Below are 24,871 nucleotides of genomic sequence, written 5' to 3'. Positions count from 1 at the left end.
GAGTATTTGATGGCGCTTCCCACGATTTTCTCGCCTTCCGAGAACTGTTGGCGGACCGAAAGAGCGGACGATTTCTCGATTCTCATCGATGCCAATGACTATTTTTCCTCGATCCGCGCCTCGATGATGGCGGCCAAACGGTCGATCTTCTTTGTCGGTTGGGATTTCGATGCATCGATCACGCTTGGCCATCCCAAGGTCGATGATGGAGCCCCGCGCGGGGTCGGCGACTTTCTCCTGTGGCTCGCGCGTCGCACACCGGGCCTGGAAATCAGGATCCTGCTGTGGAGTCCGGCGCCGCTCGCCAGTTGGGCGCGGCTTTCGAACCTGCCTTATCTGCTGCGATGGAAGTGGAACCGACAGATTTCCGTTCGCCTGGACGGCAAACATCCCTTCGGCAGCTCACATCATCAGAAGATGCTCGTGATCGATGATGCCGTCGCCTATTGCGGCGGCATCGACGTGACGCTCGATCGCTGGGACACGCGGCAGCATCTGGACGACGACCCCGACAGGCGGCGCCCCAATGGCACACCCTATGGCCCCTGGCATGACATATCCAGCCGGTTCACGGGCCCTGCGGCGCGTGCGCTCGGCGAGCTTTGCCGCAATCGCTGGACACGGGCAGGGGGCGAGGAGGTGCCGCTAGTTGCTGCGGTCCCACCCTTGCTGGACACCACGCCCAGCTTTTCCTTCGGGACGGTTGATCTCGCCATCGCGCGCACCAGTCCGGCCTATCAGGAAGAGAACCTGGTCACGGAGATCGAGCAGCTCTACATCGACATGATCAATGCCGCTCGCCACACGGTCTATGCGGAAAGTCAGTACTTCGCGTCACGTGTGGTGGCGCAAGCGATCGCGCGCCGGCTGGCAGAGCCCGATGGTCCGGAATTTGTTCTGATCAACCCGACCGCTTCGGACAATTGGCTGGGCCAGATCGCCATGGACACGGCGCGCGCCCGTCTCGTCGAGGCGCTCCGCCGGCACGACATCCATGGGCGTTTCAGAGTGTATCACCCGGTCACGGCGAGCGGCCAGCCAATCTACGTGCATGCCAAGCTGATGATCATCGACGAGACCTGTCTCCGGGTCGGATCGTCGAACATGAACAACCGATCCATGCGCTTCGACCGGGAATGTGATGTGGCCCTGGAGGCGGGCGGTTCGGAGCAAGTTTCGCTCCGGATCGCAGCCTTCAGAAACGACCTCTTGGCGGAGCATCTGGACACGACGCCAAAAGCTGTCGAAGAGGCGATCCGAGAGCGCGGCTCGCTGCTTGCCGCAATCGAGATGGTGCGTGCCAAGAACGCCGAATCGGGCCGTGCGACCCTCAAACCCTATGAAACACCCGATATATCGGACATCGAAAAATGGCTTGCCGACAACGAGATCCTCGATCCCGAAGGGGCCGACGCGGTTTTCGAGCCGATCGAGAAGAGGGGGCTGTTTCGGGGGAGGCTGAAGCGGCCGCGGAGGCGTAAGGCCATCCGGTAGGCATCTTGCAGGATAGGTGGACGGCAAGCGGCTGCGGAAGGTCGCACGGACAAATTGGGAATCTACCGGCAGATCGTGCCGCGCGCGCAGACGGAGGCGCTGGCGCAACCGACGCCGGATAGATCTCGAAGGCACGGCAGAAAGAGGCACTGGCTGCGATGATCGTCAGATCCTCTTAGACGAAAATCAGCGGTTCGTTGGAAGACACGAAGACGGGCAACGCGCGATATTCACCAATCTCCTTGACACCCGGTTCGGCTATTTGCAACCATTCGTTAAAATGGGGGACAAAATGCGCCGTATAGTATTGACCGCCTTAATTTCTGCTGCAGCCTTTCCGTCATTCGCAGATCTCGCATCGGACTTTGCCGCGTGTAAAGCCGAGGCAGACTCTCTTAAAAGGCTGACCTGTTTTGACGCAATCTCAAGTGTGGGAGTTACATCGGCCGCCATGTCCGGTGGTTCAAATGCCAAACTCAATTCTTCTCCGATCGAGCTGACAAAAGCGACGCTACGCGTACAAGAGAAAGATTTTCAACGTCAGGTTTTCAATCGTCGCGTTGAGTTGCACCCCACGTTTAAGAACGGCACCAAAAAAACGCTTGTTGCAGTGGAGCATACGCTTCAAATTCAAGACGCCTTTGGTGCGCTCGTAGTAAACATTACTTCACAACTCGACATCAAAATTGGGCCCGGAAAGACTGCGGAAAGTGATAGTTTCTATCTTTGGGAAGACAATCCGTTTATTTCCGACGAACCTTTTGACAAGCTACAAGGGCCGGTTTCGACTGGCGTCGCTAAGGCAACGCTGCGGGTGACGAAAGCAGTGTTTTCCGACGGAAGCGTAGAAAGTTATTGAGATCCGGTGATATGGGCGAGACTTAACGCCAAAGTTCTTTGGCGTACGGTTGAAAAGATCCAGATAGAGTGAACAGCCGTCAGCAGCCTGATAAATCGACCTCGTGAGTTAGAGAGTGTGTAAGCGGTAGGGAACAGACAGTGAAATGCCGAACACGTGACTTCGGCCCCCACCCCCATCAAAACCCAACCGTATCCCCCTCCATCGCCTTTTCCAGCAACACCCCATACGCCGCCTTCGGAATATCTACCGCCCCGAATGTCTTCAGATGCTCCGTGGTAAACTGCGTGTCGAGCAGCGTAAACCCGCGCTCCTTCAAGCGCTCGACGAGATACACGAGACAGATCTTCGACGCATTGGTCCGCCTGGAAAACATGCTCTCGCCAAAAAACGCCGAGCCCAGCGATACCCCATAGAGACCACCGACGAGCTCCTCGCCCTCGAAGGCCTCGACGCTGTGCGCATGGCCGAGGCGGTGCAGCGCGCCGTAGAGCTCGCGGATGGTCTGGTTGATCCAGGTGCTCGGCCGGTCGGGCGCCGCTTCTGCGCATTTGTCGACCACGGCGTCGAAGGCGGTGTCGAAGCGGATGTCGAAGGGGCGTTTGCGGATGGCCTTGGCAAGGCTCGCGGAGACGTGGAATTCGTCGAGGGGGATGATGCCCCGGATCTCCGGCTCGACCCAGAACAGCTCCGGGTCGTCGGCTGAATCCGACATCGGGAAAAGCCCGATGGAATAGGCGCGCAGCAGGAGCTCCGGTGTAATCCCCTGGTCCCTGCCGCGTCGCCCAGCCATGTGTGTATCAGGCCGAGGTTTCGGCCAGATAGTGTTCCAACCAGTGGATGTCGTAGTCGCCGTTGGCGATGTCCTGGTTGGCCACGAGATCCTGGAACAGCGGCAGCGTCGTCTTGATGCCGTCGACGACGAATTCGTCGAGCACGCGGCGCAGGCGCATCATGCATTCGACGCGGGTGCGTCCATGCACGATCAGCTTGCCGATCAGGCTGTCATAATAAGGCGGGATCTTGTAGCCGGCATAGACGCCACTGTCGACGCGAACGCCGAGACCACCCGGGGCATGGAAATGCGTGATCGTGCCGGGCGACGGCACGAAGGTGCGCGGATCCTCGGCATTGATGCGGCATTCGATGGCGTGTCCCGAGAAGACGATCTGGTCCTGCGTGACCGAGAGGCCGGCGCCGGAGGCGACACGGATCTGCTCATGCACGAGGTCGATGCCGGTGATGGCTTCGGTGATCGGATGCTCGACCTGCAGGCGGGTGTTCATCTCGATGAAGAAGAACTCGCCGTTTTCGTAGAGGAATTCGATCGTGCCGGCGCCCCGGTACTTCATCTTCTTCATCGCGTCAGCGCAGATCTGGCCGATCTTCATGCGCTGCTCGACATTGAGGGCAGGGGAATTGGCTTCTTCCCAGACCTTCTGGTGGCGGCGCTGCAAAGAGCAGTCGCGTTCACCCAGATGGATGGCATTGCCGGCGCCATCGCCGACCACCTGCACCTCGATATGGCGCGGCTTGCCCAAGTATTTTTCCATGTAGACGGCGTCGTTGCCGAAAGCGGCGAGCGCTTCCGAACGGGCGGTCGACACGGCTTCTTCGAGCTCAGCCTCGTTCTTCGCCACCTTCATGCCACGGCCACCGCCACCGGCAGTCGCCTTGATCAGAACCGGGAAGCCGATCTCGCGGGCGATCTTCAGGGCATTCTCCGGCAGCACTTCGCCGTCAGAACCCGGAACAACGGGGATGCCGAGTTCGACTGCGGTCTTCTTCGCCGTGATCTTGTCGCCCATCAGGCGGATATGTTCCGCCGTCGGTCCGATGAAGGTGATGCCATGGGCGTCGAGGATATCGGCGAACTTGGCATTTTCAGACAGGAAGCCGTAACCCGGATGCACGGCGTCGGCGCCGGTGATCTCGCAGGCAGCGACGATCTGGTGGATGTTGAGATAGCTGTCGCGCGACGGCGGCGGGCCGATGCACACGCTTTCGTCGGCGAGCCGCACATGCATGGCGTCGGCATCGGCAGTCGAATGGACGGCGACGGTCGCAATGCCGAGTTCCTTGCAGGCGCGCAGGACGCGGAGCGCAATTTCGCCTCGGTTGGCGATGAGGATCTTCGAGATGGCTGTCATCCGGCTTACTCGATGATCACGAGGGGCTCGCCGTATTCGACCGGGCTTGCGTCGTTGACGATGATTTCAACGACCTTGCCGGACTTGGGCGAGGGGATCTGGTTCATGGTCTTCATGGCTTCGATGATCAGGATGGTCTGACCTTCCTTGACCGTGGCGCCGACTTCGACAAAGGCGCGGGCACCCGGGGCCGGCGACAGGTAGACGGTGCCGACCATCGGTGCGGTCACGGCCTTGGAGAGGTCGCGGCCGGCAGGGGCAGCCGGCGCTGCGGCGGCAGCGGGCGCTGCGGCGGCGGCCGGGGCGGCAGGAGCCTGGTAGGCATAGCCCTGCATCTGCTGCGGCATCATGACAGGGGTGCCGTTGCGCGAAACGCGGATGCGCAGATCGTCCTGCTCCACTTCGATCTCGGTCAGGTCCGTGTCGTTGAGGATATTTGCGAGATCGCGGATCAGCGCCTGGTCGATTCCCGTCTTCTTGTCAGCCATGGATGGATGTCCTGTATTCTTGTTATTGCGTGAGGGTCTTGAGCGCCTGCAGCGCCAGAATGTAGCTATGGGGGCCGAAACCGCAGATGACGCCCTTTGCGGCGGGCGCTATCATCGATTTGTGGCGGAATTCCTCGCGTGCATGCACGTTGGAAATATGCACCTCGATCACCGGCAGCGGCGAGATCGCGCGGATGGCGTCATGCAGGGCGACCGAAGTGTGGGTATAGGCGCCGGCATTGAAGGCCACGCCTGCGGCTTTTTCGCCGGCTTCATGCAGCCAGTCGACGAGCATGCCCTCGTGGTTCGACTGGCGGAAATCGACGGTCAGGCCCAGGTCTGCGCCTGCTTTTTGGCAATCGGCCTCGATATCGGCGAGCGTCTTGCCGCCATAAATCCCCGGTTCCCGCTTGCCCAGCATGTTGAGATTGGGGCCGTTCAGCACGAAAATGGTTTTGCTCATCTACGCTTCCGTCGACTTTCAACCGCCTCCTATAGACCGTGAGGCCCTGTAGGGAAAGCCCTTAGGCCGGATCGAGCCTGCCCATCCCCGGAAATCGGGGATAAGGTTAAGTCGACGGGCGGTGGAAGGGGTCTGGAATCAGCAGGTCGCCTTGCCGCAGGAGCGGACATTCCCGACCTTGTCCTCGATCGCGGCAGAGCCCACGGCGCCCGGCACCATCTCGTTGCCGATCACATAGGACGGCGTACCGGTGATGCCGAGGCTGGTGGCCAGCGCATAGGTTTCCTGCACGGACTGCTCGTTCGGGCTCTCTGCCATCTTCGCCCGGATCGCCTCTTCGGTCATGCCGAGGCCGGCCGCAATTGCAATCGCGCTCGCCTCGTCCGCCCGTTCGCCCGATGTCATCATGGCGCGGAAGAAGTCGCCGTATTTCTCAGGTGCCAGCTTGCGCACCGCATCCGACACCTTGTGGGCGGCGAGCGAGTCCGGCCCCAGGATCGGGAATTCCTTCAGCACGTAGCGGATGTTCTTGTCCTTCTCGAGCACCGCCTCCATGTCGGGATGGGCGCGCCGGCAATAGCCGCAATTGTAGTCGAAGAACTCGACGACGGTGACGTCACCCTTGGGATTGCCGATGGCAAGGTCGTGGCTGGATTGGAAAATCGTGTCCTTGTTGGTCGTGACGGCAGCCGCCGATTTTTCGAGCCGGGCGGCATCCTGCTTCTGCTGCAGCGCGTCCTGCACCTCCAGCATGATCTCCGGGTTCTCCATCAGGTATTCCCGGATGAAGTCGCCCATTTCCTTCTTCTGCGCATCATCGAGAGCTGAGGCGGGAAGCGGCATCAGGGCCGGCAGGAGAGCCACGGCGGTCGCGGCGATCATCTTGAAATTCAGGCCCATGTCGTTCTCGTCCTCGTTTCTGCACGTTGCGTATCGGCCGGCGTTCCCGGCGCGGCTCGCATGCCTAGCCTAACGATAAGCCTTGGCAAGGGAAATCGCATTTTTGGCCAGATGTGTCCCAAGCCTCCATTGTGATGCCGCGCGCTTTGCGGCAAATGTCTGGCAGTCCGCATTCAGGAGCCGATTTCTTGATCTCGATTTCAAAACGCAGTGCCGTCGAGCCCTTTCACGCCATGGACATCCTGGCCGAGGCCACCCGCCGCAAGGCCGAAGGCCGCCCGGTCATCTCCATGGCCGTCGGCCAGCCCGGCCATCCGGCACCGCAGGCAGCGCTCTCCGCAGCCCGCACGGCACTCGAAGGCGGTCGCATCGGCTATACCGACGCGCTCGGTATGACGGCGCTCAGACAGGCACTGGCGGAAGAATATCGACGCCGCCACGGCGTTGCCGTCGACTGGAGCCGCATCGTGGTCACCACTGGCTCCTCCGCCGGCTTCAATCTCGCTTTCCTCTCGCTCTTCGATGTCGGTGATGCCGTGGCGATCGCGAGACCCGGTTATCCCGCCTATCGCAGCATCCTGGCCGCGCTCGGCCTCAAGGTGATCGAAGTCGCCGTCGGCGCCGACACTGGCTACACGCTGACGCCTGAGAGCCTGGAGCGTGCGCAGACGGAAGCCGGTATACGCCTCAAGGGCGTGCTGCTGGCAAGCCCGGCGAACCCGACCGGCACCGTCACGACGCGCGCCCAGCTCACTGACGTCTACAACTACTGTCAGGGGCAGGGGATCACGCTGATCTCGGACGAGATCTATCACGGCCTGACCTATGGCGCGGAAGAGACGACGGCGCTGGAGATCGGCGGCGAGGCCGTCATCATCAACTCCTTCTCGAAATACTACTGCATGACCGGCTGGCGCATCGGCTGGATGGTGCTGCCGGACGAGCTCGTCCGCCCGGTCGAATGCGTCGCCCAGAGCCTCTACATCTCGGCGCCAGAGCTCTCGCAGATCGCAGCCCTTGCGGCGCTCGGCGCGACCGAAGAACTTGACGGCTACAAGGCCGCCTGCCGCGCCAACCGCGATTTCCTCGCCAAGCGCTTGCCCGAACTCGGATTGCCACTGCTCTCGCCGATGGACGGCGCCTTCTACGCCTATGTGGATGCAAGCCGCTTCACCAATGACAGCATGGCCTTCGCCAAACGCATCCTCGCCGAGACCGATGTCGCCGTCACCCCCGGCCGCGACTTCGATCCGCTCGAGGGTCATCTGGCGCTGCGTCTCTCCTATGCGGGCACGATGCAGGAGATGGTCGAGGCGACGAACCGGCTGGAAAAATGGCTGGCCTAATCATTTCGGCAATTCGCGAAATGGATTCTTCGTCAATCGCTTGGCGGCGTTTCCCGACTCAATCTCGCAAGGTCTTGAATCATCCTGTGAAGGCGCCGAGGACTGAAAGGCAGAGCATGTAATGACCGTGGCATCTTCTTCTCCCCTGAACACCGCTCCCGAAATCCTCACCGCCCGCACCCGGATGCGCGCCCACCGGATCGAGGATTTCGACGCCATGGTGGACATGTGGCGCGACGACATCGTCACACGCTACATCCTCGGACGACCGTCGACGGCAAGCGAAACCTGGAGCCGGCTGTTGCGCTACATCGGCCATTGGCAGGCGCTCGGTTTCGGCTACTGGGCCATCGAGGACCGCGACACCGGCCGTTTCATCGGGGAGGTTGGCTTTGCCGACTACAAGCGAGAGATCGAGCCGTCGCTTGGTGATCTGCCGGAAGCCGGCTGGGTGCTGGCGCCGGCGGTTCATGGCAAGGGGATCGCCACCGAAGTGATGACGGCGGCCCTAGACTGGGCCGATCGAAACTTCTCCGATCCGCAGACCGTCTGCATCTTCGATCCCGAGCACCAGGGTTCGATGCGGGTGGCGGCAAAACTCGGCTATCGGCCGAGCCATCTTGCCACCTTCATGGACAAGCCCACCCAGGTCATGACGCGGCTGCGTCCGGGCGGCTGACATCTGATCCTGATAGGCGAGGGTATAGGACGCCCCGGCCGACAATTCTCCTGTGCTGAAATGCAAAAGGCCCTGCGCGAGCAGGGCCTTTGACGTTTTAGGATCGTTGAGGTGGGTCTCAGAAGAAACCGCGCTTCTGCCACCATCCGCCCTTCTTGGGCTTGGAGGCATCGGCCGTCTCTTCGGCCGACTTGGCCGAGGTGACCACCGGTTCCGAGACGGTTACGGTCGATTCGCGATTGGCGCGAACCGGCTTGTCTTCTGCAGCGACTGCTTCGTCCTTCACCGCTTCGGCAGCCGGTTCAGCTGCCGCAACCTCCACAGGCGCGGCGACCGGTGCAGGCTGCGCGGCCGGGGCGGCTTCTTCAACAACCACGGCTTCGACCGGCTCGACAACGGCCTTGGCTTTGCGGGTCCGGCGCGGCTTCGGTGCGTCTGCAACGACAGCCGCCTCTTCCTCGACCGCAGCCATGACCGGCGTCACTTCGACCACGCGTTCGTGAGCGGCCTCTTCGGCGGTTTCGTCATCGCCGTTCGCGTCGTTGTCGTCGCCTTCCTCGCCATTGCCCTCGATCGAGCCTTCTTCGCCCGGACGGTTGCGACGACCACCGCGTTTGCCGCGACGGCGACGCTTGCGCTTCTGGCCATCCTCACCAATCGTGTCGCCGTCGGCATCGACGCGCGCCTCGCCATTGGTTTCGGCGATATCGTCTTCGCCCTCGTCACCATCCTCGTCATCGGCATCACTGCCATTGTCGCCGGATGCATGACCGTCGCCATTGCCGTTCTGGCCGTTCTTGCCACGGCGGCGACGACGACGCTTGCGCTTGCGATTGCCCTGTTCGTCGCTGGAGGCAGCGGCAGCAGACGGCGCGCGCGCGGCAGGTTCCGAAGCGACGATGACTTCGTCCTCTTCATCCTCGTCCTCGGGCTCCGGAACGTAATCGTCCTCTTCTTCGATCTCGGGCAGCAGCGACAGCAGGCTTTCGATCTTCACCGGGTTCTCGACGGCTTCACCGCGCTCGATGGTGAAGTGCTGCGAGCCACCATGCTGGGCCGGCATGCCGCCGTCGATGACGATCGAGACGCCAAAGCGGCCTTCGTAGTCGACGATGGTGTCGCGCTTCTGGTTCAAGAGGTAGAGCGCCGTCTCCGGCGTGGTGTGCACGATGATGTCGTGCGTGGTGCTCTTCAGCAGGAATTCCTCAATGCCGCGCAGGACATGCAGGGCAACGGACGACTGCGAGCGGATGAGGCCTGTACCGGCGCAATGCGGGCAGACCTGCGTCGTCGATTCCAGCACCGAGGCGCGGATGCGCTGACGCGACATTTCGAGCAGGCCGAAATGCGAGATGCGGCCGACCTGAATGCGGGCGCGGTCGTTCTTCAGGCAATCCTTCAGCTTCTTCTCGACGGCGCGGTTGTTGCGCTTCTCTTCCATGTCGATGAAGTCGATCACGATCAGGCCGGCAAGGTCGCGCAGACGCAGCTGACGAGCCACTTCTTCAGCGGCCTCCAGGTTTGTCTGGAGGGCTGTGTCCTCGATCGAATATTCGCGCGTCGAGCGACCGGAGTTGACGTCGATCGAAACAAGCGCTTCCGTCTGGTTGATGATGATGTAACCACCGGACTTCAGCGTCACCTGCGGCTGCAGCATCTTGTCGAGCTGGGCTTCGATGCCCGAGCGCGCAAAGATCGGATGCAGGTCGCGATAGGGCTGAACCACCTTGGCATGGCTCGGCATCAGCATCTTCATGAAGTCTTTCGCTTCACGATAGCCTTCTTCGCCCGAGACGATGATCTCGGAAATGTCCTTGTTGTAGAGGTCGCGGATCGAGCGCTTGATCAGCGAACCTTCTTCATAGACGAGGCACGGCGCCGTCGAGGCGAGCGTCAGCGTGCGGACGTTCTCCCACAGGCGCATCAGATATTCGAAGTCGCGCTTGATCTCGACCTTGGTGCGGTTCGCACCGGCGGTGCGCAGGATCACGCCCATGCCCTGCGGCACTTCCAGCCCGCGGGCGATTTCCTTCAGGCGCTTGCGGTCGGTCGGCTGGGTGATCTTGCGGGAAATGCCGCCGCCACGTGCCGTGTTCGGCATCAGAACCGAGTAACGGCCGGCAAGCGACAGATAGGTGGTGAGAGCAGCACCCTTGTTGCCGCGCTCTTCCTTGGCGACCTGCACCAGCAGGATCTGCCGGCGCTTGATCACTTCCTGGATGCGATACTGCTTGCGCGGCTTGCGCTGGACGCGGTCCGGAACCTCTTCCATGGCGTCTTCGGCGCCAACGGATTCGATTTCTTCCTTTTCCTCGATGTGGCCATCGTCATCATCGTCGTCGTCGTCATTGCGACCACGGCGACCGCCGGCATCTTCGGAAATTTCGTCCATGTCGACCATGGCAGCGATCGTGCCACCGGATGCATCGTCGTCAGAGGCCTCCTCGGAGGCAGCTTCTTCGGCAGCAACCTTCTTGGCGCGCGGCTTGCGAACCCGCTTCGGCTTGGCCTTCGGCGCAACCTCTTCTTCGGAGACAGCGACCACTTCGGCTTCGGCTTCGACAGCTTCGGCAAGGGCCTCCGGCTCTGCAGCCGTCTCGTTTTCTTCGGAAGCGGCAGCAGCCTGGGCAACGATGCCGATGTCGGGCTGGTCCTGCTGGGCGGGATCGTTGAAGACTTCGTCGCCTTCGACGTCATTTTCCTTGCGGTGCTCTTCGGCTTCGGCACGAAGCAGCGCCTGACGGTCGGCGAGGGGGATCTGGTAGTAGTCGGGATGGATTTCGGCGAAAGCCAGGAAGCCGTGGCGGTTGCCGCCGTAATCGACGAAGGCTGCCTGCAGCGAGGGCTCGACCCTCGTTACCTTCGCAAGGTAGATATTGCCTCGAATTTGCTTCTTATGTTGGGACTCGAAGTCGAATTCTTCAATACGGTTACCGCGAACAACGACAACGCGCGTCTCTTCCTCGTGAGACGCGTCGATCAGCATTTTGTCTGCCATTTAAGCTGTGCTCCTCGGCGCCCTCGGTCGGTGGTCCACCCGCGCGCTGTACAAAGAAGCGGCTGGAACCTAGCGGACTGTGCGCCGGATATAGATGTGGACGCACGGAGGACCGGGTTTGCAACATCCGGACGGTCCTCGGGAAATCTTCAGATCCCGGTCCGTTCGTGGTCATGTGAACCTGTTGCAAAGACATCAAAAACCGTACGTCAACGACAATGATATGGACCCCTCGGGATCCGATGAATGCTCGGTGAAGAGCGTTGGTGGAGAGCCACCGTTGATGGGCCGGCCATGCCGGCATGTTGAACCAGTTTCAGGCAAAAGTGCCGAGACGGCAGATGAGTATTCCGGCTAAACAGGCGCCAAATCCAAAGGTCTGAGGTTGGCAGCCGTGGCGGAAACTCTATCCCGTTTGCACTTTTATCCCTCTCTTGCCTTGTATGTTTTCTCCGTCACAATAGCAAGAGCAAACGGATTTATGCCATAATGGCAGTCGATTAGAGCGATTGCTTCAATCGCAGTGATTCAGTCGCAAAACAGGTCACAGTCCGTGTTTTTTCGTCATGATTTGGTCATCGGGGCGACGCAAGCGGCATGCAATCGAACGAAACGACGCAAGGGGCGCAGCTGTGATCTTGGTCACAGCCGATTGTTCCGCGCCATGGGGACGGCATTTGAACAGCGGATTTAAGCACGAAGTCGGTGGAAGGGCCGCTGTGATTGGCCGAATCGTCGTGGCGGCCGTCTGGCTGGTTTTCGGCGTGCTGGCAGGGCAGGGGGCCGCGCTTGCATCCTCTCCCGATGCGCCGAGCGACAAACTGCTCGCCTATGCCGCCCGCATTGCCGGCGACGATGCCCGCACCCGCATCGTCATCGATTTCGACCAGAAGCCCGACTTTGAGGTGCGTTACATCGCGAGTCCCGACCGCATCGTGGTCGACCTGCCGGCAACGGCCTTCGGTTTCGCCGCCGACACGCTGGCGCCGACGGGCCTGTTCAGCGATATCCGGTTCGGCTCGATGGACGACGCCTCGGCCCGCCTCGTTCTGACCGCCGCCCGTCCGGCGCGCCTGGTGACGGCGGAAGCGGTCGAAAACGAAGACGGCAAGGGGTTTCGCCTCGTTCTTGATGCCGAACTTGTTCCACAGCAGGATTTCGCCGCCCTTGTGGCTGCCCAGGCCTGGACCCCGGCTGCCGCCCCGCCGCCGATCGATCCGGCGGCTGCGCCGGTCGATCCGGCCGCATCCGAATTCGTCATCGCGATCGATGCTGGCCATGGCGGCATCGATGCGGGCGCAACCGGCGCCACCAGCAAGACGGCCGAAAAGGATATCACGCTCGCCTTTGCCAAGGTGCTGCATGACAAGCTCGCCAAGCAGCCGGGCATCCGCGCCGTGCTCACCCGCGACACCGACCGTTTCCTGTCGCTGTCGGAGCGGGTCGTCGTTGCCCGCCAGAAGGGCGCGCAGCTGCTGATTTCCCTGCATGCCGATACGCTTCGCCAGGGCGACATCCGTGGTGCCACCGTCTACACGATCTCCGACAAGGCCTCCGACCATATGGCGGCCCAGCTGGCTGAGCGCGAGAATTTCTCCGACACCCTGGGGGGCGTGGAACTGCCGGCCGAGACCGCGGAGGTCAACGACATCCTGCTCGATCTCACGCGCCGCGAGACGCAAGCCTTCTCGATTTCGCTCGCCCAGGCCGTTGTCGGTTCCTTCGAGGGCCAGATATCGCTGATCAACAATCCGCATCGCCACGCCGGCTTCCGCGTGCTCCAGGCCCCGGACATGCCGTCCATCCTGCTGGAGCTCGGTTTCCTGTCGAACAAGGACGACGAGGCGTTGTTGCTCGATCCGGCCTGGCGCGAGAAGGTGGCCGACCTGCTGGTCGAGGCCGTGAGGCGCTACAGGGCGCCGTTGGTCGCCAATGGCGGATAGGTCACACTGACGTGTAAGCTGTTGACCTGCGAGGCAGAAGCGCGGCGCGGCCCTATTTTCCTCACAATGTGCCCGTTACTCGAACCCTCGTATCGCATGGTCTTCCGCGTCTCGAATCGCTTTGACCGTGGGAGTGCCTCGCATGTCTTGCCATCCATCGCATGACGTGCAAAACGCCACGGGGTGTGCGAAGCTTTTCGCGGCGCGCTGACCCTGAAGCCATAGCCGGTAGCGGAACATGATCAGACTGATTGGATATCTCTTCGGATTGGCGTCCGTGCTGGCGCTCGGCGTGGCCGTCGTGGTGGCCGTCTATCTGAACGGGATGACCAAGGACCTGCCGAACTACGAGGTTCTGGCCAGCTACGCGCCACCGGTCACCACCCGCATCCATGCCGGCAACGGCGCGCTGATGGCCGAATATGCCCGCGAGCGCCGTCTCTTTCTGCCGATCCAGGCCATTCCGGATCGCGTCAAGGCGGCCTTCCTCTCGGCGGAAGACAAGAATTTCTATAACCATCCCGGCGTCGACATCTACGGTCTCGGTCGCGCGATCCTGGTCAACCTGCAGAACTTCGGCTCCGGCCGTCGCCCCGTCGGCGCCTCGACGATTACCCAGCAGGTGGCGAAGAACTTCCTGCTCAGCGCCGACCAGACGATGGACCGCAAGATTAAGGAAGCGATTCTCTCCTTCCGCATCGAGCAGACCTATTCCAAGGACAAGATCCTCGAACTCTATCTGAATGAGATCTTTTTCGGCATGAATGCCTATGGCATCGCCGGCGCTGCCCTTACCTATTTCGACAAGTCTGTCACTGAACTGACGGTCGCCGAGACCGCCTATCTCGCGGCTCTCCCCAAGGGGCCGAACAACTACCATCCCTTCCGCCGCGAAGCGGCCGCCATCGAGCGCCGCAACTGGGTCATCGATCGCATGGTCGAAAACGGCTTCGTCACGCAGGAAGAAGGCAGTGCCGCCAAGCAGCAGCCGCTCGGCGTCAAGATCCGCCGCACCGGCTCCTATCTTTTCGCATCCGACTACTTCTCCGAGGAAGTCCGCCGCCAGATCATCGAGAAGTATGGCGACAAGGCTCTTTACGAAGGTGGCCTGTCGGTCCGCACCTCGCTTGATCCCGACATGCAGATCGCAGCCCGCAAGGCATTGCAGTCGACGCTCCTGACCTATGACCAGCGTCGTGGCTTCCGTGGCCCGATCAAGCAGATCCCGACAACGCCCGATTGGGGCGCGCCCTTGGCCGACATCCCCGCACTCGCTGATGTACCGGAATGGAAGGTTGCCGTGGTGCTCGACGTCTCGGCCGACGGTGTTGACATTGGCCTTCAGCCAGCGAAGGAGGGCGGCGGCAAGGTCGCCGCCGAGCGCCTGCGCGGTCGCATCGAGCCCGACAACATGGAATGGGCCTATCGCTCGGCCAGTGGCGATCGCAAATCGGCAAAGTCGCCGCAGGGCGTTCTGGCGCCGGGTGACGTCATCTATGTCGAGCCTCTTGAGCCGAAGGGCAATTCCTATCGCCTGCGCCAGTTGCCCAAGGTTCAGGGTGGTCTCGTCGCCATGGATCCGCATACCGGCCGCGTTCTCGCCATTTCCGGCGGCTTCTCCTATTCGCAGTCGGAGTTCAACCGCGCCACCCAGGCCATGCGCCAGCCCGGTTCCTCCTTCAAGCCCTTCGTCTACGCGGCAGCCCTCGATACCGGCTACACGCCGGCATCCGTCATCATGGACGCGCCGATCGAATTCGTCTCCGGCGGCCAGGTCTGGCGTCCACAGAACTACGGTGGCGGTTCGGCCGGCCCGCAGACGCTGCGCATGGGCATTGAAAAGTCGCGTAACCTGATGACGGTGCGGCTCGCCAACGACATGGGCATGAACCTGGTCGCCGAATATGCCGAGCGCTTCGGCGTCTATGACAAGATGAACCCGGTGCTCGCCATGTCGCTGGGCTCCGGTGAAACCACCGTGCTGCGCATGGTCTCGGCCTATGCCGTGTTTGCCAATGGCGGCAAGCAGATCAAGCCGACGCTGATCGACCGTATCCAGGACCGCCACGGCAAGACCATCTTCCGCCACGAGGACCGCATCTGCGAGGGCTGCAATGCCGAACAGTTCAGCGGCCAGGAAGAGCCCACTGTCGTCGACAATCGTCAGCAGGTCCTCGATCCGATGACCGCCTACCAGATCACGTCGATGATGGAAGGTGTCATCAAACGGGGTACGGCGGCCGGCAAGATCAAGCTCGACCGTCCGGTTGCCGGCAAGACAGGAACCTCGAACGACGAGAAGGACGCCTGGTTCGTCGGCTACACGCCCGACCTCGTCGCCGGCGTCTATATCGGCTTCGACAATCCGGCACCGCTCGGCCGCGGTTCCACCGGCGGCGCTTTGGCCGCACCGGTCTTCAACGACTTCATGCAGATGGCCACCCGCAACACGCCGCCCGGAAAGTTCTTTGTGCCCGAGGGCATGAGCTTCGTCCCGGTCAATCGCACCACCGGCATGTTCGCACTGGAAGGTGAACCCGACACCATCATCGAAGCCTTCAAGCCGGGCACCGGCCCTGCCGACTCTCTCTCGATCATCGGCATGGACGGCTATGCACCGCCGGAGGAAATCCTCAAGGCTTCGCCGCAGGCGAACCAGGCCGTGACCTCGGGTGCCGGCGGCCTGTTCTGACCTGACCCTTTCACCTCCCGTTCCGCCGGCCCTTTACATCAGGGGCCGGCGCAACTATTCGAGGGGCCAGTTTTTTACCCTGTCTCTCATCGAGGCGCATTTTTATCGAGGTTGAGAACCAGACTTATGCGGAATGAAATCGAGAACGTAGTCGACGAAATCAAGCAGGCCATAACCCTGCTGAGGAGGCATCTTTGACTGGGACCAGGCGATAAGACGACTGGACTGGTTGAACAACAAGGCCGAAGACCCGAACCTCTGGAACGATGCCCAGGAAGCCCAGAAGCTGATGCGCGAGCGCCAGCAGCTGGATGACAGCATTGCCGGCGTGAAGCGTCTCGAACAGGCGATGAAGGACAACATCGAACTGATCGAGATGGGCGAGGAAGAGGGCGACGAAAGCGTCGTCAAGGACGCCGAGGACCAGCTGAAAGCCTTGAAGACCGAAGCGGCCCGCCGTCAGGTCGAGGCCATGCTGTCCGGCGAAGCCGACGGCAACGACACCTACATCGAAGTGCATTCCGGCGCCGGCGGCACGGAAAGCCAGGATTGGGCGAACATGCTGTTGCGCATGTATACCCGCTGGGCCGAACGCTCCGGCTTCAAGGTGGAAGTGCTGGAAGTGCATGACGGTGAAGAAGCCGGCATCAAGTCCGCGACCATTCTGGTCAAGGGTCACAATGCCTATGGCTGGATGAAGACGGAATCGGGCGTGCATCGTCTCGTCCGCATCTCGCCCTATGATTCGAACGCCCGTCGCCACACCTCCTTCTCGTCGATCTGGGTCTACCCGGTCGTCGATGACTCGATCAACATCGAGATCAACGAAAGCGATTGCCGCATCGACACCTATCGCTCGTCGGGTGCGGGTGGTCAGCACGTCAACACGACCGACTCGGCCGTGCGCATCACGCATATCCCGACCGGCATCGTGGTCGCCTGCCAGCAGGAGCGGTCGCAGCACAAGAACAAGGCCAAGGCCTGGGAAATGCTGCGCGCCCGCATGTACGAGGCGGAACTGATGAAGCGGGAAGCCGCTGCCAATGCCGAAGCCGCCTCCAAGACGGATATCGGCTGGGGCCACCAGATCCGTTCCTACGTTCTGCAGCCCTACCAGCTGGTCAAGGACCTGCGTACCGGTGTTGAAAGCACCGATCCGGACAGCGTCCTGAACGGTGAGCTGAACCCGTTCATGGAAGCAGCCCTTGCCCACCGCATCAGCGGCAAGGCGTCGGAAGTGTCGGATATCGACTGAGAGATCGAGGTCAATCGAAGTTTAGACGGCGGGGCAATGCCCCGCCGTTTCTGTTTTGTGACGCAAGCGAACCGCCAGGCTCGCTGAGGCCCGTCCAGCGGCGGACGGGGTCATGCTGTCGCCGGATTTCTGGGTCTATGTCTGTCCTGGGTGCGTCTGACATCAGAATCGGAAGGAGGCGTCCATGCGGATCACGTTTCGGCTTCTGGCGCACGACGACCTGCGTGAGCTGCGCTCCTGGTTTCAGGATGAGGAGTTGTCGCGGCGGCTGTCTTTCCCGACGGACGAATGGTTCGCCTATGTGACGAACGAGGCGGCGGTCCGGTGTTGGCTTGCGTTGGAGGCCGGCGAGATCGTTGCCCTGCTTCAGGTTGATGGCGACGACGCCGCGCGAGGCTATCTCGACCTTGCTGTTCGACCTCAACTGAGACAGCAAGGATATGGAGCAGCCGTTCTGGCTTCCTTCCTCTCAGGGCCTGGAACCAGTTACGCGCTGCTGGAAGGCAGAATTGCACCCGATAATCTGGCAAGCCTTGCCTGCTGCCGAGGATGTGGTTTCGAGATATCGCCCGAGCCGGATGCCGACGGCTTCCTTCGCGCTCTCTATCGTTCGCCTTAGAAATCCTGGATCAGTTGCTCGCCCGCTCGACCCTGATGTCGCCGAGTTCGTCGATCAGCACGGTCCATTCCTCGACCGGGTCGCGCGCGGGATCGGTGCGCAGATAGACGGTTGCCATGAAGCCGGGCGTGCCCGAGACACCGCTGGTGCTTTCCGGCTGGATGCCGGTGACATAGGGCTTGATCGCGGAAAACTCTTCCAGCTCGACGCTCTCGACCAGTCGAGGGCCGCTCTCTTCCGCCGCGATCATCTGCAGATAGACCCGTGCCGTGCGGTCCGGCTGCCGGATTGCCACCAGTTTGTAATAGCCACGGCCATTCGCGGAGGCCGTTGCCGCAGCGCCGGTCGTTGTACCCGGAGCACCGTCGACGCCGCCTTCCCAGTAGCCGCCGCTGACGACGAAGGTGGCCGTGACGGGCAACTGGTCGATATCCTCGGCCCGCGCCAGCGGGGTCGCGGCAAGCAAGACAAACAGGCTGGCGGCAACAATCTTCATCGAACCCTCAATCGGAAAACTGTTCGGCGAGGATCCGGTCGGACCACGACCGGTCGGGATCCGACAGGATATGTGCCGTTGTATCCTCGGATTGCCGGATCTCCACTCTCAGAACCGATTTCACCTCGGAATGATCCGCGACCGCATTGACCGGCCGCTTTTCCGGCTCCAGCACTTCCAGCACCACGGTTACCTTGTCGGGCAGCAAGGCCCCGCGCCAGCGGCGTGGCCGGAAGGCGCTGACCGGCGTCAGTGCCAGAAGCGGCGCCTCGAGCGGCAGGATCGGCCCATGAGCGGACAGGTTATACGCGGTCGACCCCACCGGCGTCGCGACCATCAATCCGTCGCAGATCAGCTCTTCCAGCCGCACCTGGCCGTCGATCAACACCCTGATCTTCGCCGCCTGATAGGATTGCCTGAGCAACGAAACCTCGTTGATCGCAAGCGCAAACGACGTCGAACCATCGGCATTCTCGGTTCTCATCTGCAGCGGATGAAAATCGTTCTCGACCGCCTCGGCGATCCGCTCCGGCAGCCCCTCGATGGCAAAGTCGTTCATCAGGAAACCGACCGAGCCGCGATTCATCCCGTAGATCAGCTTGCCGCTGTTCATCGTGTCATGCAGCGTCTGCAGCATGAAGCCGTCGCCGCCGAGCGCGACGATCACGTCGGCCTCGTGCGGATCGGTGTCGCCATAGGTGCGAATCAGCTCCTGGCGGGAAGCTTGCGCTTCTTCCGTGTTGGAAGCGATGAAGGACAGCGACCGGAACGTACGCGACATGGCAGGCCCTTATGGATCAGGCGCCTGTGGTACATGACAAACGCCTGTAACCACAAGCCATTTGCAGGCGCAAACAGTTCACCCCTTCGCCTGCAGGCGATCAGGAGCTTGTGATCGCCGTTCACCATAGACGCTAACCGTGAGCCGATTTTTTGCTTTACGGCAAACCCGTTTCCGCCTAAAGACGCCTCACTGCCCTTGTAGCTCAGTTGGTAGAGCACCTGATTTGTAATCAGGGGGTCGCGGGTTCGAACCCTGCCGGGGGCACCATTTCTCTTTATATGTAATAACTTTTGCCATTGTCCTCCCGGGGCATTCTTTGGCATGGTCGGCGCGGAGCCGATGGAGACCCGATGCGCAAGACGTTTATTGCCGGCCTGGCCTTGGCCGCCGTTGCCGTTCTGATCCTGCCCGGGCAAAGTCGGGCAGCCGCTATCAAATACACCTGTGATGGTGGCGACGTCCTGACGGTCGCCTTCAGCGAATCGAGCGCGGAGCTCACCTTGCCGGACGGCGTGAAGGTGTCTCTGCCGCAGCAGCAGGCCGCGAGCGGTTTCTGGTATTCGAACGGCGGCTATGAATTGCGCGGGAAGGGCGAGGAACTGCAGTTTGCCATCGGCCGCATGGCGCCGGTCACCTGCCGCAATGCCGGCGAGGTGACCGGTCAATTCGACCGGGCGACGCGGGCAGAGGTCGAGCTTGCCGAAAAGGACACCGGTTTTGACCAAAAGGGCAAGCTGACCTGCCTGCGCTATCCGAATTTCGCGCTGAAGCAGCTCGATCTCGGGGAGAAGGGTGCGGCCGGCCTTTATATCGCCTCGTCGGAAGGCCCGTGCCAGCTCAATCCGACGCTTGATCGCAAGATTAACGACGACATTGCCGGTTATCTCTGGGGCGCCGTTGGCCCTTACGCCTTCTTCCGCGGTGCCGATGGCTGGAATGGCGGCATGCCTTTCGTGGTCTACGACGCCCGCTCGGGTGCCCGCCTGACGGAGGATGTCGTGGCCGGCGAATTCTCGGCGCTGACGCTGGTGGGCGATGAGCTCACGCTGCGTTATCGTCGCACCTTTGGCGCCGAATGCTCGCTGCTCGCCGACCCGGAAGGCTGCGGCAAGAAGATCCGCCAGGCCCTCGGCCTCGCGCCGGATCGGGCCATGCCCGATTGCCAGGCCGCCTACAAGCCGGCGATCGACGCCGATCCGAATGCCGCCAAGGATATCCAGGCCTGGCCGAGCGTCGTCGACTATCCTGTGGAGCGCAAGCTGTCCGAGACGGGCACGTCTTTCGTGGCCGTCGAGGGTGAACTGACCTGCCGGCCGGCGATGTAACCCTGCATCCCAGGGTTTCGAAGTTCATGCCGATAACCATCGGCAGTAGACAAATGTCAAAAACGCGCGCCTACTCCCCCTGTGCAACCGCACCGGGGGACAATGCCATGCTCTTTGGTCTGACGCCGTTTACCCTTTTTCATGTCGTCTTGAGCCTGGTCGGCATCGGCGCCGGCTTTGTCGCCCTCCGGGGCTGGCTGGAGAGCAGCCTGAGGTCGGGCTGGACCGCCGTCTTTCTCGTGACGACCATCGCCACCACGCTGACCGGCTTTCTTTTTCCCTTTGCCGGTTTCACGCCGGCAATCGGCGTCGGGCTGATCTCTGCCATTCTGCTGGCCTTGGCCGTCTTTGCACTCTACCGCCGCCACCTGCTGGCGCGTTGACGTCCGATCTTCATCGTGACGGCGATCGCGGCCCTCTATCTCAACAGCTTCGTCCTGATCGCCCAGGCCTTTCTCAAGGTTCCCGCGCTCCACGCGCTGGCGCCGACCGGGACCGAGCCAGCCTTTGCCGTGGCGCAGGGACTATTTCTCCTCGCCTTCCTCGCACTCGGTTATCGGGCGACAACCCGCTTTCGTCCTCTCGAGGCCTGATGTGATCTCCCGGCTTGAACGCGGTGTCAGCCCTCGGCATCGAGCCTTGCCGCCTCCTGGATGTCGCGCAGCAGATCGGGCAGCGCGCTCTGCACCCGGTTCCAGCTCGGCATGAACGGCGTCGCGTTCGGATTGTCGAGATAGACCTGGCCCGCCTCGATCAGGTTGGCGGCAAAGAGTTCGACCGCCTGCTCCTCGCGGTGCCGGTCTGTGGTCAGGCCGTTCATCCGTGCGTCGTGATAATAGGTCTCCACGAGGTCGAGCGCGGTCCGGTAATAGGTCGCCTTCAGCGTCCGGAAGGCGTCCTGGCTGAACACCACGCCGTCGGTCGCGAGCTTCCGGTAGAGCGCCTTGGTGATGTCAACAGACATGCGCGACAGCCCCTTGGCGGCATCTTCCGGCGAAAGCGGCTGGTGCTTGTGGTCATAGGCGTCGGCGATGTCCACCTGGCAGATCGTCTGTGTCGACTGGTTGCGCCACAGTTCCGACAGGACACCGATTTCCAGCCCCCAGTCGGAGGGAATGCGTATGTCGGGCAGGATCTGTGTCTGCATGGCGAATTCGCCGGCCAGCGGATAACGGAATGCCTTCAGATAATCGATATAGGGATGGTGTCCGATGACCTTTTCGAGACTGAGCAGCAGCGGCGTGACCAGCAGGCGCGTCACGCGCCCATTCAGCGCGCGGTCTGCAATCCGCGGGTAATAGCCCTTGGAAAAGACATAGGGAAAACGCGGATTGGCGACGGGGTAGACCAGCCGCGCCAGCATGTCGCGCGAATAGGTGACGATATCGCAGTCGTGCAGCGCAACGACACCCGCCTGACGGGCGGCGAGCACATATCCCATGCAGAACCAGACATTGCGGCCTTTGCCCGGCTGGTCGGGAGAGAGGTCTTCCGCAGCGAGTTTCGCATCGACCGCCCGCATCCGCGGCCCGTCATGCCAGAGGATGGTGTGTTTCTGCGGCAGCCGGGAAAAATACTGTTTCGCATGGCGGAACTGGGATTCGTCCGCCTGATCGAGCCCGATGACGATTTCCGAGAGATAGGGAGCTTCGGCTAGTTCCGAGACGATATGCTCGAGGGCAGGGGCTTCGAGCTCGGAATAGAGCGATGGCAGGATGAGGGTGATCGGCCGTGAGGAGGAAAAGACCGTCAGCTCCTTTTCCATCCTTTCCAGCGAGCGCTCCCTGAGATTGTGCAGGGTGGCAACCACGCCATTCTGGTGAAAATCCGCCATGTCCAAATCCTTTCGTGATGAAGCCGGTTGCGGCCGGCTCAGAGAAACCCCGTGGCAACGAGTTGATGGATCATGATGTTCCAGCCCTCAGGGCCGGTATGCTGAGAGCGCAGGATAAAACCCTGCCGTTCCCGTTGCGTGACAGGCAGCGGCGCATGCGCGCGATTGGCGATGATGATGCCGCAATCGGCCGCTTCCAGCATGGCGAGATCGTTCGGCGCATCCCCGAGCGCCACGGTCCGGACCGGTTCGCTGGTCTCTTGCCGATAATGCGCAATGACTTGCCCCATGCGTTCCGCCTTGGAGGTCTTCGGCATCAGCGTGAAGAAGCGTCCGCCCTGGACTGCGGTATAACCTTGCGCATCGAGCAGTCCGATGAAGGCCTCCCTCTGCGCCTCGGTGCCAGTAAAGCGCCCCGGCTCGGAAAAGTGCCGCTGGCGTGCGCGTTCGGCTGCGGGGAGCGGCAGTCCCGTCTCCTGGGAAACCCGCGCCACGTCCCAGTCGCCAAAGCCTTCGAAGCAGGCGCCAAGCTCCTTAGGTAATTCCCTAAGAAATGATCGCAGGTGACTGTAAGGACTCGACGAATGCAGATCGGTGGATCCGCTGCCTGCGCCCAGACCGACAACGCCAGCGCCGTTCTCAAGGATCATCGGATGGGATATCCCGATCGCGTCTGCAATCGGCCGCATCTCGGCTTCCGTCTTGCTGCTCGCCAGAATGAGCGGAATGCCGCGTGCCTTCAGCAGGTCCAGTGCCAGCCTTGCCGCCTCGAAGGAATAGCTGTCGTGGTCGAGCAGCGTTCCGTCGAGGTCGGAAAAGACGAGCTTCATCAGCCCTTGGCCGCCAGATGCTGCCGCGAGGCATAGAGGGCGACGGCGGCGGCGTTCGACACGTTGAGCGACTTGATCGCGCCCGGCATGTCGAGGCGGGCGAGCGCCGACACGGTTTCCCGTGTCTTCTGCCTCAGACCCTTGCCTTCTGACCCGAGCACCAGTGCAATGCGATCGCCGGAAAGCGTGCCTTCCATCGGCGCCGGCCCTTCCGAATCGAGTCCAACAGAGAAGAAGCCGAGCTTGTGCAGCTCATTCAGCGCATCGGCGAGATTGGTCACCTGGATATAGGGAATGAGTTCGAGCGCACCCGATGCCGATTTCGCCAGCACGCCTGATTCCGTCGGGCTGTGGCGCTGTGTCGTGATGACGGCGCCCGCATCGAAGGCAACCGCCGAACGCATGATCGCGCCGACATTGTGCGGATCGGTCACCTGATCGAGCACTAGGATCAGCGGGCTGTCCTTGAGCGCCTCCAGCCGGCGCACGGGCAGGGGCCGCGTTTCCAGCATCACGCCCTGGTGGATCGCTTCCGGCCCGAGGATCTTGTCGAGATCCTGCGGTGTGACCGTCTCGAACGGAATTCCGAGGTTTTCCACAGATGAGATTTCGAGCCTGACGAGCGCATTCTGCGTCGCCGAAAGCTTGATCAGCTGGCGCTCGGGATTGTCGAGCGCGGCACGCACGGTGTGCAGTCCATAGAGCAGCACCTGTTCCGGCGCGAGCTTCGGCGGCGTCCAGTCGGCATTGCTCTTGCGCGGCTTCTGCGGGCCGGGCGTGGGGATCTCGCCACGCTCACGCTTGGCATCGCGCACCTGTCGGCGCAGCGTCGCATAATGGGTGTCACGGGCGGTTTTGTCTGTTTTGGGATCTTTGGCCATGCGCTCTTATAACGACGCCCAGGGGGCGGGCATAGACCCGGGCGCAAATTCCCGCACATGTCGGGCCTATGAAACTTTTCGGAATTTTTCGTCAAACTTCGTGTTGACATGAGCCGGTTGGGCCGTCATATACCCGCCGCAGATCAGGGGCGACGCGCTCTGGTCGAGACTGAAAAGCTTGGTCGCCAGATCCGGACGAAAGAATGGAGAGATGCCCGAGTGGTTAAAGGGGACGGACTGTAAATCCGTTGGCTCAGCCTACGTTGGTTCAAATCCAACTCTCTCCACCATTCGTCCTCGGATCTGAATATGCGGGTATAGCTCAATGGTAGAGCAGCAGCCTTCCAAGCTGAATACACGGGTTCGATTCCCGTTACCCGCTCCAGATCACTTTCTCATGTAACAGTCTGATCTTTCTGGCTTTTTATCTTCGGTCTCGTGCATGGCATGCCGCTTTCCGTAAGGTCAGCCGAGAGCCTTCGACCACCTCCGGTTCCGGCCCAGAGCGGCCCCGCATTTAAGGCTTGCGCATTGCGAGTGAAAGCCTTAAACGGCGGGACCAAACCGGTTCGCCGGGGTAACCCCGTTTCGTTCACAGGAAGCATTCAAATGGCAAAGAGTAAGTTTGAGCGCACAAAGCCGCACGTCAACATTGGGACGATCGGCCACGTCGACCACGGCAAGACGTCTCTGACGGCAGCGATCACCAAGTACTTCGGTGAGTTCAAGGCCTATGACCAGATCGACGCTGCTCCGGAAGAAAAGGCGCGCGGCATCACCATCTCGACGGCCCACGTCGAGTATGAGACGGCAAACCGCCACTACGCGCACGTCG

General features: G+C 61.6%; 21 protein-coding genes, 3 tRNA genes and 1 pseudogene. 14 read left to right on the top strand and 11 right to left on the bottom strand.

What is annotated here, in order from left to right:
• The first annotated feature begins 9 nt into the window (after window positions 1-9).
• Together DMY87_RS19490 and DMY87_RS19480 are read left to right on the top strand one after the other, a co-directional pair.
• Complete coding sequence (locus DMY87_RS19490) at window positions 10-1,494, top strand: phospholipase D-like domain-containing protein (protein WP_110793313.1); 1,485 nt, start codon at window positions 10-12, stop codon at window positions 1,492-1,494.
• 292 nt (window positions 1,495-1,786) lie between these two features.
• Window positions 1,787-2,353, top strand: a complete 567-nt coding sequence (locus DMY87_RS19480; RefSeq protein ID WP_133253044.1) for a hypothetical protein — start codon at window positions 1,787-1,789, stop codon at window positions 2,351-2,353.
• 178 nt (window positions 2,354-2,531) lie between these two features.
• Here the strand turns inward: DMY87_RS19480 and aat are convergent, their stop codons facing one another.
• The 5 genes from aat to DMY87_RS19455 form a co-directional block, all read right to left on the bottom strand.
• On the bottom strand, window positions 2,532-3,146 hold the full coding sequence (aat, locus tag DMY87_RS19475) for a leucyl/phenylalanyl-tRNA--protein transferase (protein WP_110793311.1): 615 nt from the start codon (window positions 3,144-3,146) through the stop codon (window positions 2,532-2,534).
• Between the two features lie 7 nt (window positions 3,147-3,153).
• Window positions 3,154-4,503: an acetyl-CoA carboxylase biotin carboxylase subunit gene (gene accC / locus DMY87_RS19470; RefSeq protein ID WP_110793310.1), complete on the bottom strand. Its 1,350-nt coding sequence runs from the start codon at window positions 4,501-4,503 to the stop codon at window positions 3,154-3,156.
• 5 nt (window positions 4,504-4,508) lie between these two features.
• A complete protein-coding gene (gene accB / locus DMY87_RS19465) occupies window positions 4,509-4,991 on the bottom strand; it encodes an acetyl-CoA carboxylase biotin carboxyl carrier protein (RefSeq protein WP_110793309.1) in 483 nt (160 codons plus the stop codon).
• Between the two features lie 22 nt (window positions 4,992-5,013).
• A complete protein-coding gene (aroQ, locus tag DMY87_RS19460; RefSeq protein ID WP_110793308.1) occupies window positions 5,014-5,454 on the bottom strand; it encodes a type II 3-dehydroquinate dehydratase in 441 nt (146 codons plus the stop codon).
• A 138-nt stretch (window positions 5,455-5,592) separates the two neighbouring features.
• The gene (locus tag DMY87_RS19455; RefSeq protein WP_110793307.1) at window positions 5,593-6,354 is read right to left on the bottom strand and encodes a DsbA family protein; all 762 of its coding nucleotides are present in this window, start codon (window positions 6,352-6,354) and stop codon (window positions 5,593-5,595) included.
• Window positions 6,355-6,542: 188 nt separating this feature from the next.
• On the opposite strand from DMY87_RS19455, the gene DMY87_RS19450 reads away from it, so the two are divergent.
• A complete protein-coding gene (locus tag DMY87_RS19450; RefSeq protein WP_110793306.1) occupies window positions 6,543-7,700 on the top strand; it encodes a pyridoxal phosphate-dependent aminotransferase in 1,158 nt (385 codons plus the stop codon).
• Between the two features lie 121 nt (window positions 7,701-7,821).
• Window positions 7,822-8,379, top strand: coding sequence for a GNAT family N-acetyltransferase (locus DMY87_RS19445; protein WP_110793305.1), 558 nt, complete (start codon window positions 7,822-7,824; stop codon window positions 8,377-8,379).
• 118 nt (window positions 8,380-8,497) lie between these two features.
• Here DMY87_RS19445 and DMY87_RS19440 read toward each other — a convergent pair whose 3' ends face one another.
• Window positions 8,498-11,377: an Rne/Rng family ribonuclease gene (locus tag DMY87_RS19440; RefSeq protein ID WP_110793304.1), complete on the bottom strand. Its 2,880-nt coding sequence runs from the start codon at window positions 11,375-11,377 to the stop codon at window positions 8,498-8,500.
• Between the two features lie 677 nt (window positions 11,378-12,054).
• On the opposite strand from DMY87_RS19440, the gene DMY87_RS19435 reads away from it, so the two are divergent.
• From DMY87_RS19435 to DMY87_RS19420, 4 genes are all read left to right on the top strand, one after another.
• Complete coding sequence (locus tag DMY87_RS19435; RefSeq protein WP_425353515.1) at window positions 12,055-13,320, top strand: N-acetylmuramoyl-L-alanine amidase; 1,266 nt, start codon at window positions 12,055-12,057, stop codon at window positions 13,318-13,320.
• Window positions 13,321-13,558: 238 nt separating this feature from the next.
• Complete coding sequence (locus DMY87_RS19430) at window positions 13,559-16,012, top strand: penicillin-binding protein 1A (protein ID WP_110793302.1); 2,454 nt, start codon at window positions 13,559-13,561, stop codon at window positions 16,010-16,012.
• A 126-nt stretch (window positions 16,013-16,138) separates the two neighbouring features.
• Window positions 16,139-17,267, top strand: a protein-coding gene (gene prfB / locus DMY87_RS19425; RefSeq protein WP_165826359.1) for a peptide chain release factor 2 whose coding sequence is annotated in 2 segments (ribosomal slippage) — window positions 16,139-16,207 and window positions 16,209-17,267 — 1,128 coding nt in all. Because the reading frame shifts where the segments join, the coding sequence is not laid out codon by codon here.
• A 184-nt stretch (window positions 17,268-17,451) separates the two neighbouring features.
• A complete protein-coding gene (locus DMY87_RS19420; protein WP_110793300.1) occupies window positions 17,452-17,886 on the top strand; it encodes a GNAT family N-acetyltransferase in 435 nt (144 codons plus the stop codon).
• Window positions 17,887-17,896: 10 nt separating this feature from the next.
• Here the strand turns inward: DMY87_RS19420 and DMY87_RS19415 are convergent, their stop codons facing one another.
• On the bottom strand, window positions 17,897-18,382 hold the full coding sequence (locus DMY87_RS19415; RefSeq protein ID WP_110793299.1) for a hypothetical protein: 486 nt from the start codon (window positions 18,380-18,382) through the stop codon (window positions 17,897-17,899).
• A 7-nt stretch (window positions 18,383-18,389) separates the two neighbouring features.
• Complete coding sequence (locus tag DMY87_RS19410) at window positions 18,390-19,163, bottom strand: NAD kinase (protein WP_110793298.1); 774 nt, start codon at window positions 19,161-19,163, stop codon at window positions 18,390-18,392.
• A gap of 194 nt (window positions 19,164-19,357) precedes the next feature.
• Between DMY87_RS19410 and DMY87_RS19405 the strand changes: the two genes are divergently transcribed.
• The 3 genes and pseudogenes from DMY87_RS19405 to DMY87_RS19395 all read left to right on the top strand — a co-directional run bounded on the left by DMY87_RS19405 (window position 19,358) and on the right by DMY87_RS19395 (window position 21,084).
• Window positions 19,358-19,433 (top strand) — tRNA-Thr (locus DMY87_RS19405).
• A gap of 83 nt (window positions 19,434-19,516) precedes the next feature.
• Window positions 19,517-20,491 (top strand): MliC family protein, encoded by a 975-nt coding sequence (locus DMY87_RS19400; protein WP_110793297.1) that lies wholly within the window; start codon window positions 19,517-19,519, stop codon window positions 20,489-20,491.
• Window positions 20,492-20,598: 107 nt separating this feature from the next.
• Window positions 20,599-21,084 (top strand): annotated as a pseudogene (locus tag DMY87_RS19395) (hypothetical protein).
• A 26-nt stretch (window positions 21,085-21,110) separates the two neighbouring features.
• Here DMY87_RS19395 and DMY87_RS19390 read toward each other — a convergent pair.
• The 3 genes from DMY87_RS19390 to rlmB are packed head-to-tail and all read right to left on the bottom strand — an operon-like array spanning window position 21,111 to window position 24,036.
• Window positions 21,111-22,325 carry a glycosyltransferase family protein gene (locus tag DMY87_RS19390; RefSeq protein ID WP_110793296.1) on the bottom strand — a complete coding sequence of 405 codons (1,215 nt, stop codon included), beginning with the start codon at window positions 22,323-22,325 and terminating at the stop codon, window positions 21,111-21,113.
• A gap of 38 nt (window positions 22,326-22,363) precedes the next feature.
• A complete protein-coding gene (locus DMY87_RS19385; protein WP_110793295.1) occupies window positions 22,364-23,155 on the bottom strand; it encodes an HAD-IIB family hydrolase in 792 nt (263 codons plus the stop codon).
• Window positions 23,155-24,036 (bottom strand): 23S rRNA (guanosine(2251)-2'-O)-methyltransferase RlmB, encoded by an 882-nt coding sequence (rlmB, locus tag DMY87_RS19380; protein WP_110793294.1) that lies wholly within the window; start codon window positions 24,034-24,036, stop codon window positions 23,155-23,157. The genes DMY87_RS19385 and rlmB overlap by 1 nt, the downstream gene beginning before the upstream one ends.
• Window positions 24,037-24,241: 205 nt before the next feature.
• Here rlmB and DMY87_RS19375 point away from each other — a divergent pair.
• From DMY87_RS19375 to DMY87_RS19365, 3 genes are all read left to right on the top strand, one after another.
• A tRNA-Tyr gene (locus DMY87_RS19375) sits at window positions 24,242-24,326 on the top strand.
• 21 nt (window positions 24,327-24,347) lie between these two features.
• Window positions 24,348-24,421 (top strand) — tRNA-Gly (locus DMY87_RS19370).
• Between the two features lie 224 nt (window positions 24,422-24,645).
• On the top strand, window positions 24,646-24,871 hold a 226-nt coding region (locus tag DMY87_RS19365), incomplete at its 3' end, for a GTP-binding protein (protein WP_245408984.1).

It is taken from the genome of Peteryoungia wuzhouensis, from assembly GCF_003205195.1.
GTDB lineage: Bacteria > Pseudomonadota > Alphaproteobacteria > Rhizobiales > Rhizobiaceae > Allorhizobium > Allorhizobium wuzhouense.
This window is presented reverse-complemented; position numbering and strand designations above follow the sequence as displayed.

What these genes read in the sequence shown, in the direction of transcription:
- DMY87_RS19490 (WP_110793313.1), top strand. Translation starts at nt 10, where the DNA reads ATGGCGCTTCCCACGATTTTCTCGCCTTCCGAGAACTGTTGGCGGACC.
- DMY87_RS19480 (WP_133253044.1), top strand. Translation starts at nt 1,787, where the DNA reads ATGCGCCGTATAGTATTGACCGCCTTAATTTCTGCTGCAGCCTTTCCG.
- aat (WP_110793311.1), bottom strand. Translation starts at nt 3,146, where the DNA reads ATGGCTGGGCGACGCGGCAGGGACCAGGGGATTACACCGGAGCTCCTG.
- accC (WP_110793310.1), bottom strand. Translation starts at nt 4,503, where the DNA reads ATGACAGCCATCTCGAAGATCCTCATCGCCAACCGAGGCGAAATTGCG.
- accB (WP_110793309.1), bottom strand. Translation starts at nt 4,991, where the DNA reads ATGGCTGACAAGAAGACGGGAATCGACCAGGCGCTGATCCGCGATCTC.
- aroQ (WP_110793308.1), bottom strand. Translation starts at nt 5,454, where the DNA reads ATGAGCAAAACCATTTTCGTGCTGAACGGCCCCAATCTCAACATGCTG.
- DMY87_RS19455 (WP_110793307.1), bottom strand. Translation starts at nt 6,354, where the DNA reads ATGGGCCTGAATTTCAAGATGATCGCCGCGACCGCCGTGGCTCTCCTG.
- DMY87_RS19445 (WP_110793305.1), top strand. Translation starts at nt 7,822, where the DNA reads ATGACCGTGGCATCTTCTTCTCCCCTGAACACCGCTCCCGAAATCCTC.
- DMY87_RS19440 (WP_110793304.1), bottom strand. Translation starts at nt 11,377, where the DNA reads ATGGCAGACAAAATGCTGATCGACGCGTCTCACGAGGAAGAGACGCGC.
- DMY87_RS19430 (WP_110793302.1), top strand. Translation starts at nt 13,559, where the DNA reads ATGATCAGACTGATTGGATATCTCTTCGGATTGGCGTCCGTGCTGGCG.
- DMY87_RS19420 (WP_110793300.1), top strand. Translation starts at nt 17,452, where the DNA reads ATGCGGATCACGTTTCGGCTTCTGGCGCACGACGACCTGCGTGAGCTG.
- DMY87_RS19415 (WP_110793299.1), bottom strand. Translation starts at nt 18,382, where the DNA reads ATGAAGATTGTTGCCGCCAGCCTGTTTGTCTTGCTTGCCGCGACCCCG.
- DMY87_RS19410 (WP_110793298.1), bottom strand. Translation starts at nt 19,163, where the DNA reads ATGTCGCGTACGTTCCGGTCGCTGTCCTTCATCGCTTCCAACACGGAA.
- DMY87_RS19400 (WP_110793297.1), top strand. Translation starts at nt 19,517, where the DNA reads ATGCGCAAGACGTTTATTGCCGGCCTGGCCTTGGCCGCCGTTGCCGTT.
- DMY87_RS19390 (WP_110793296.1), bottom strand. Translation starts at nt 22,325, where the DNA reads ATGGCGGATTTTCACCAGAATGGCGTGGTTGCCACCCTGCACAATCTC.
- DMY87_RS19385 (WP_110793295.1), bottom strand. Translation starts at nt 23,155, where the DNA reads ATGAAGCTCGTCTTTTCCGACCTCGACGGAACGCTGCTCGACCACGAC.
- rlmB (WP_110793294.1), bottom strand. Translation starts at nt 24,036, where the DNA reads ATGGCCAAAGATCCCAAAACAGACAAAACCGCCCGTGACACCCATTAT.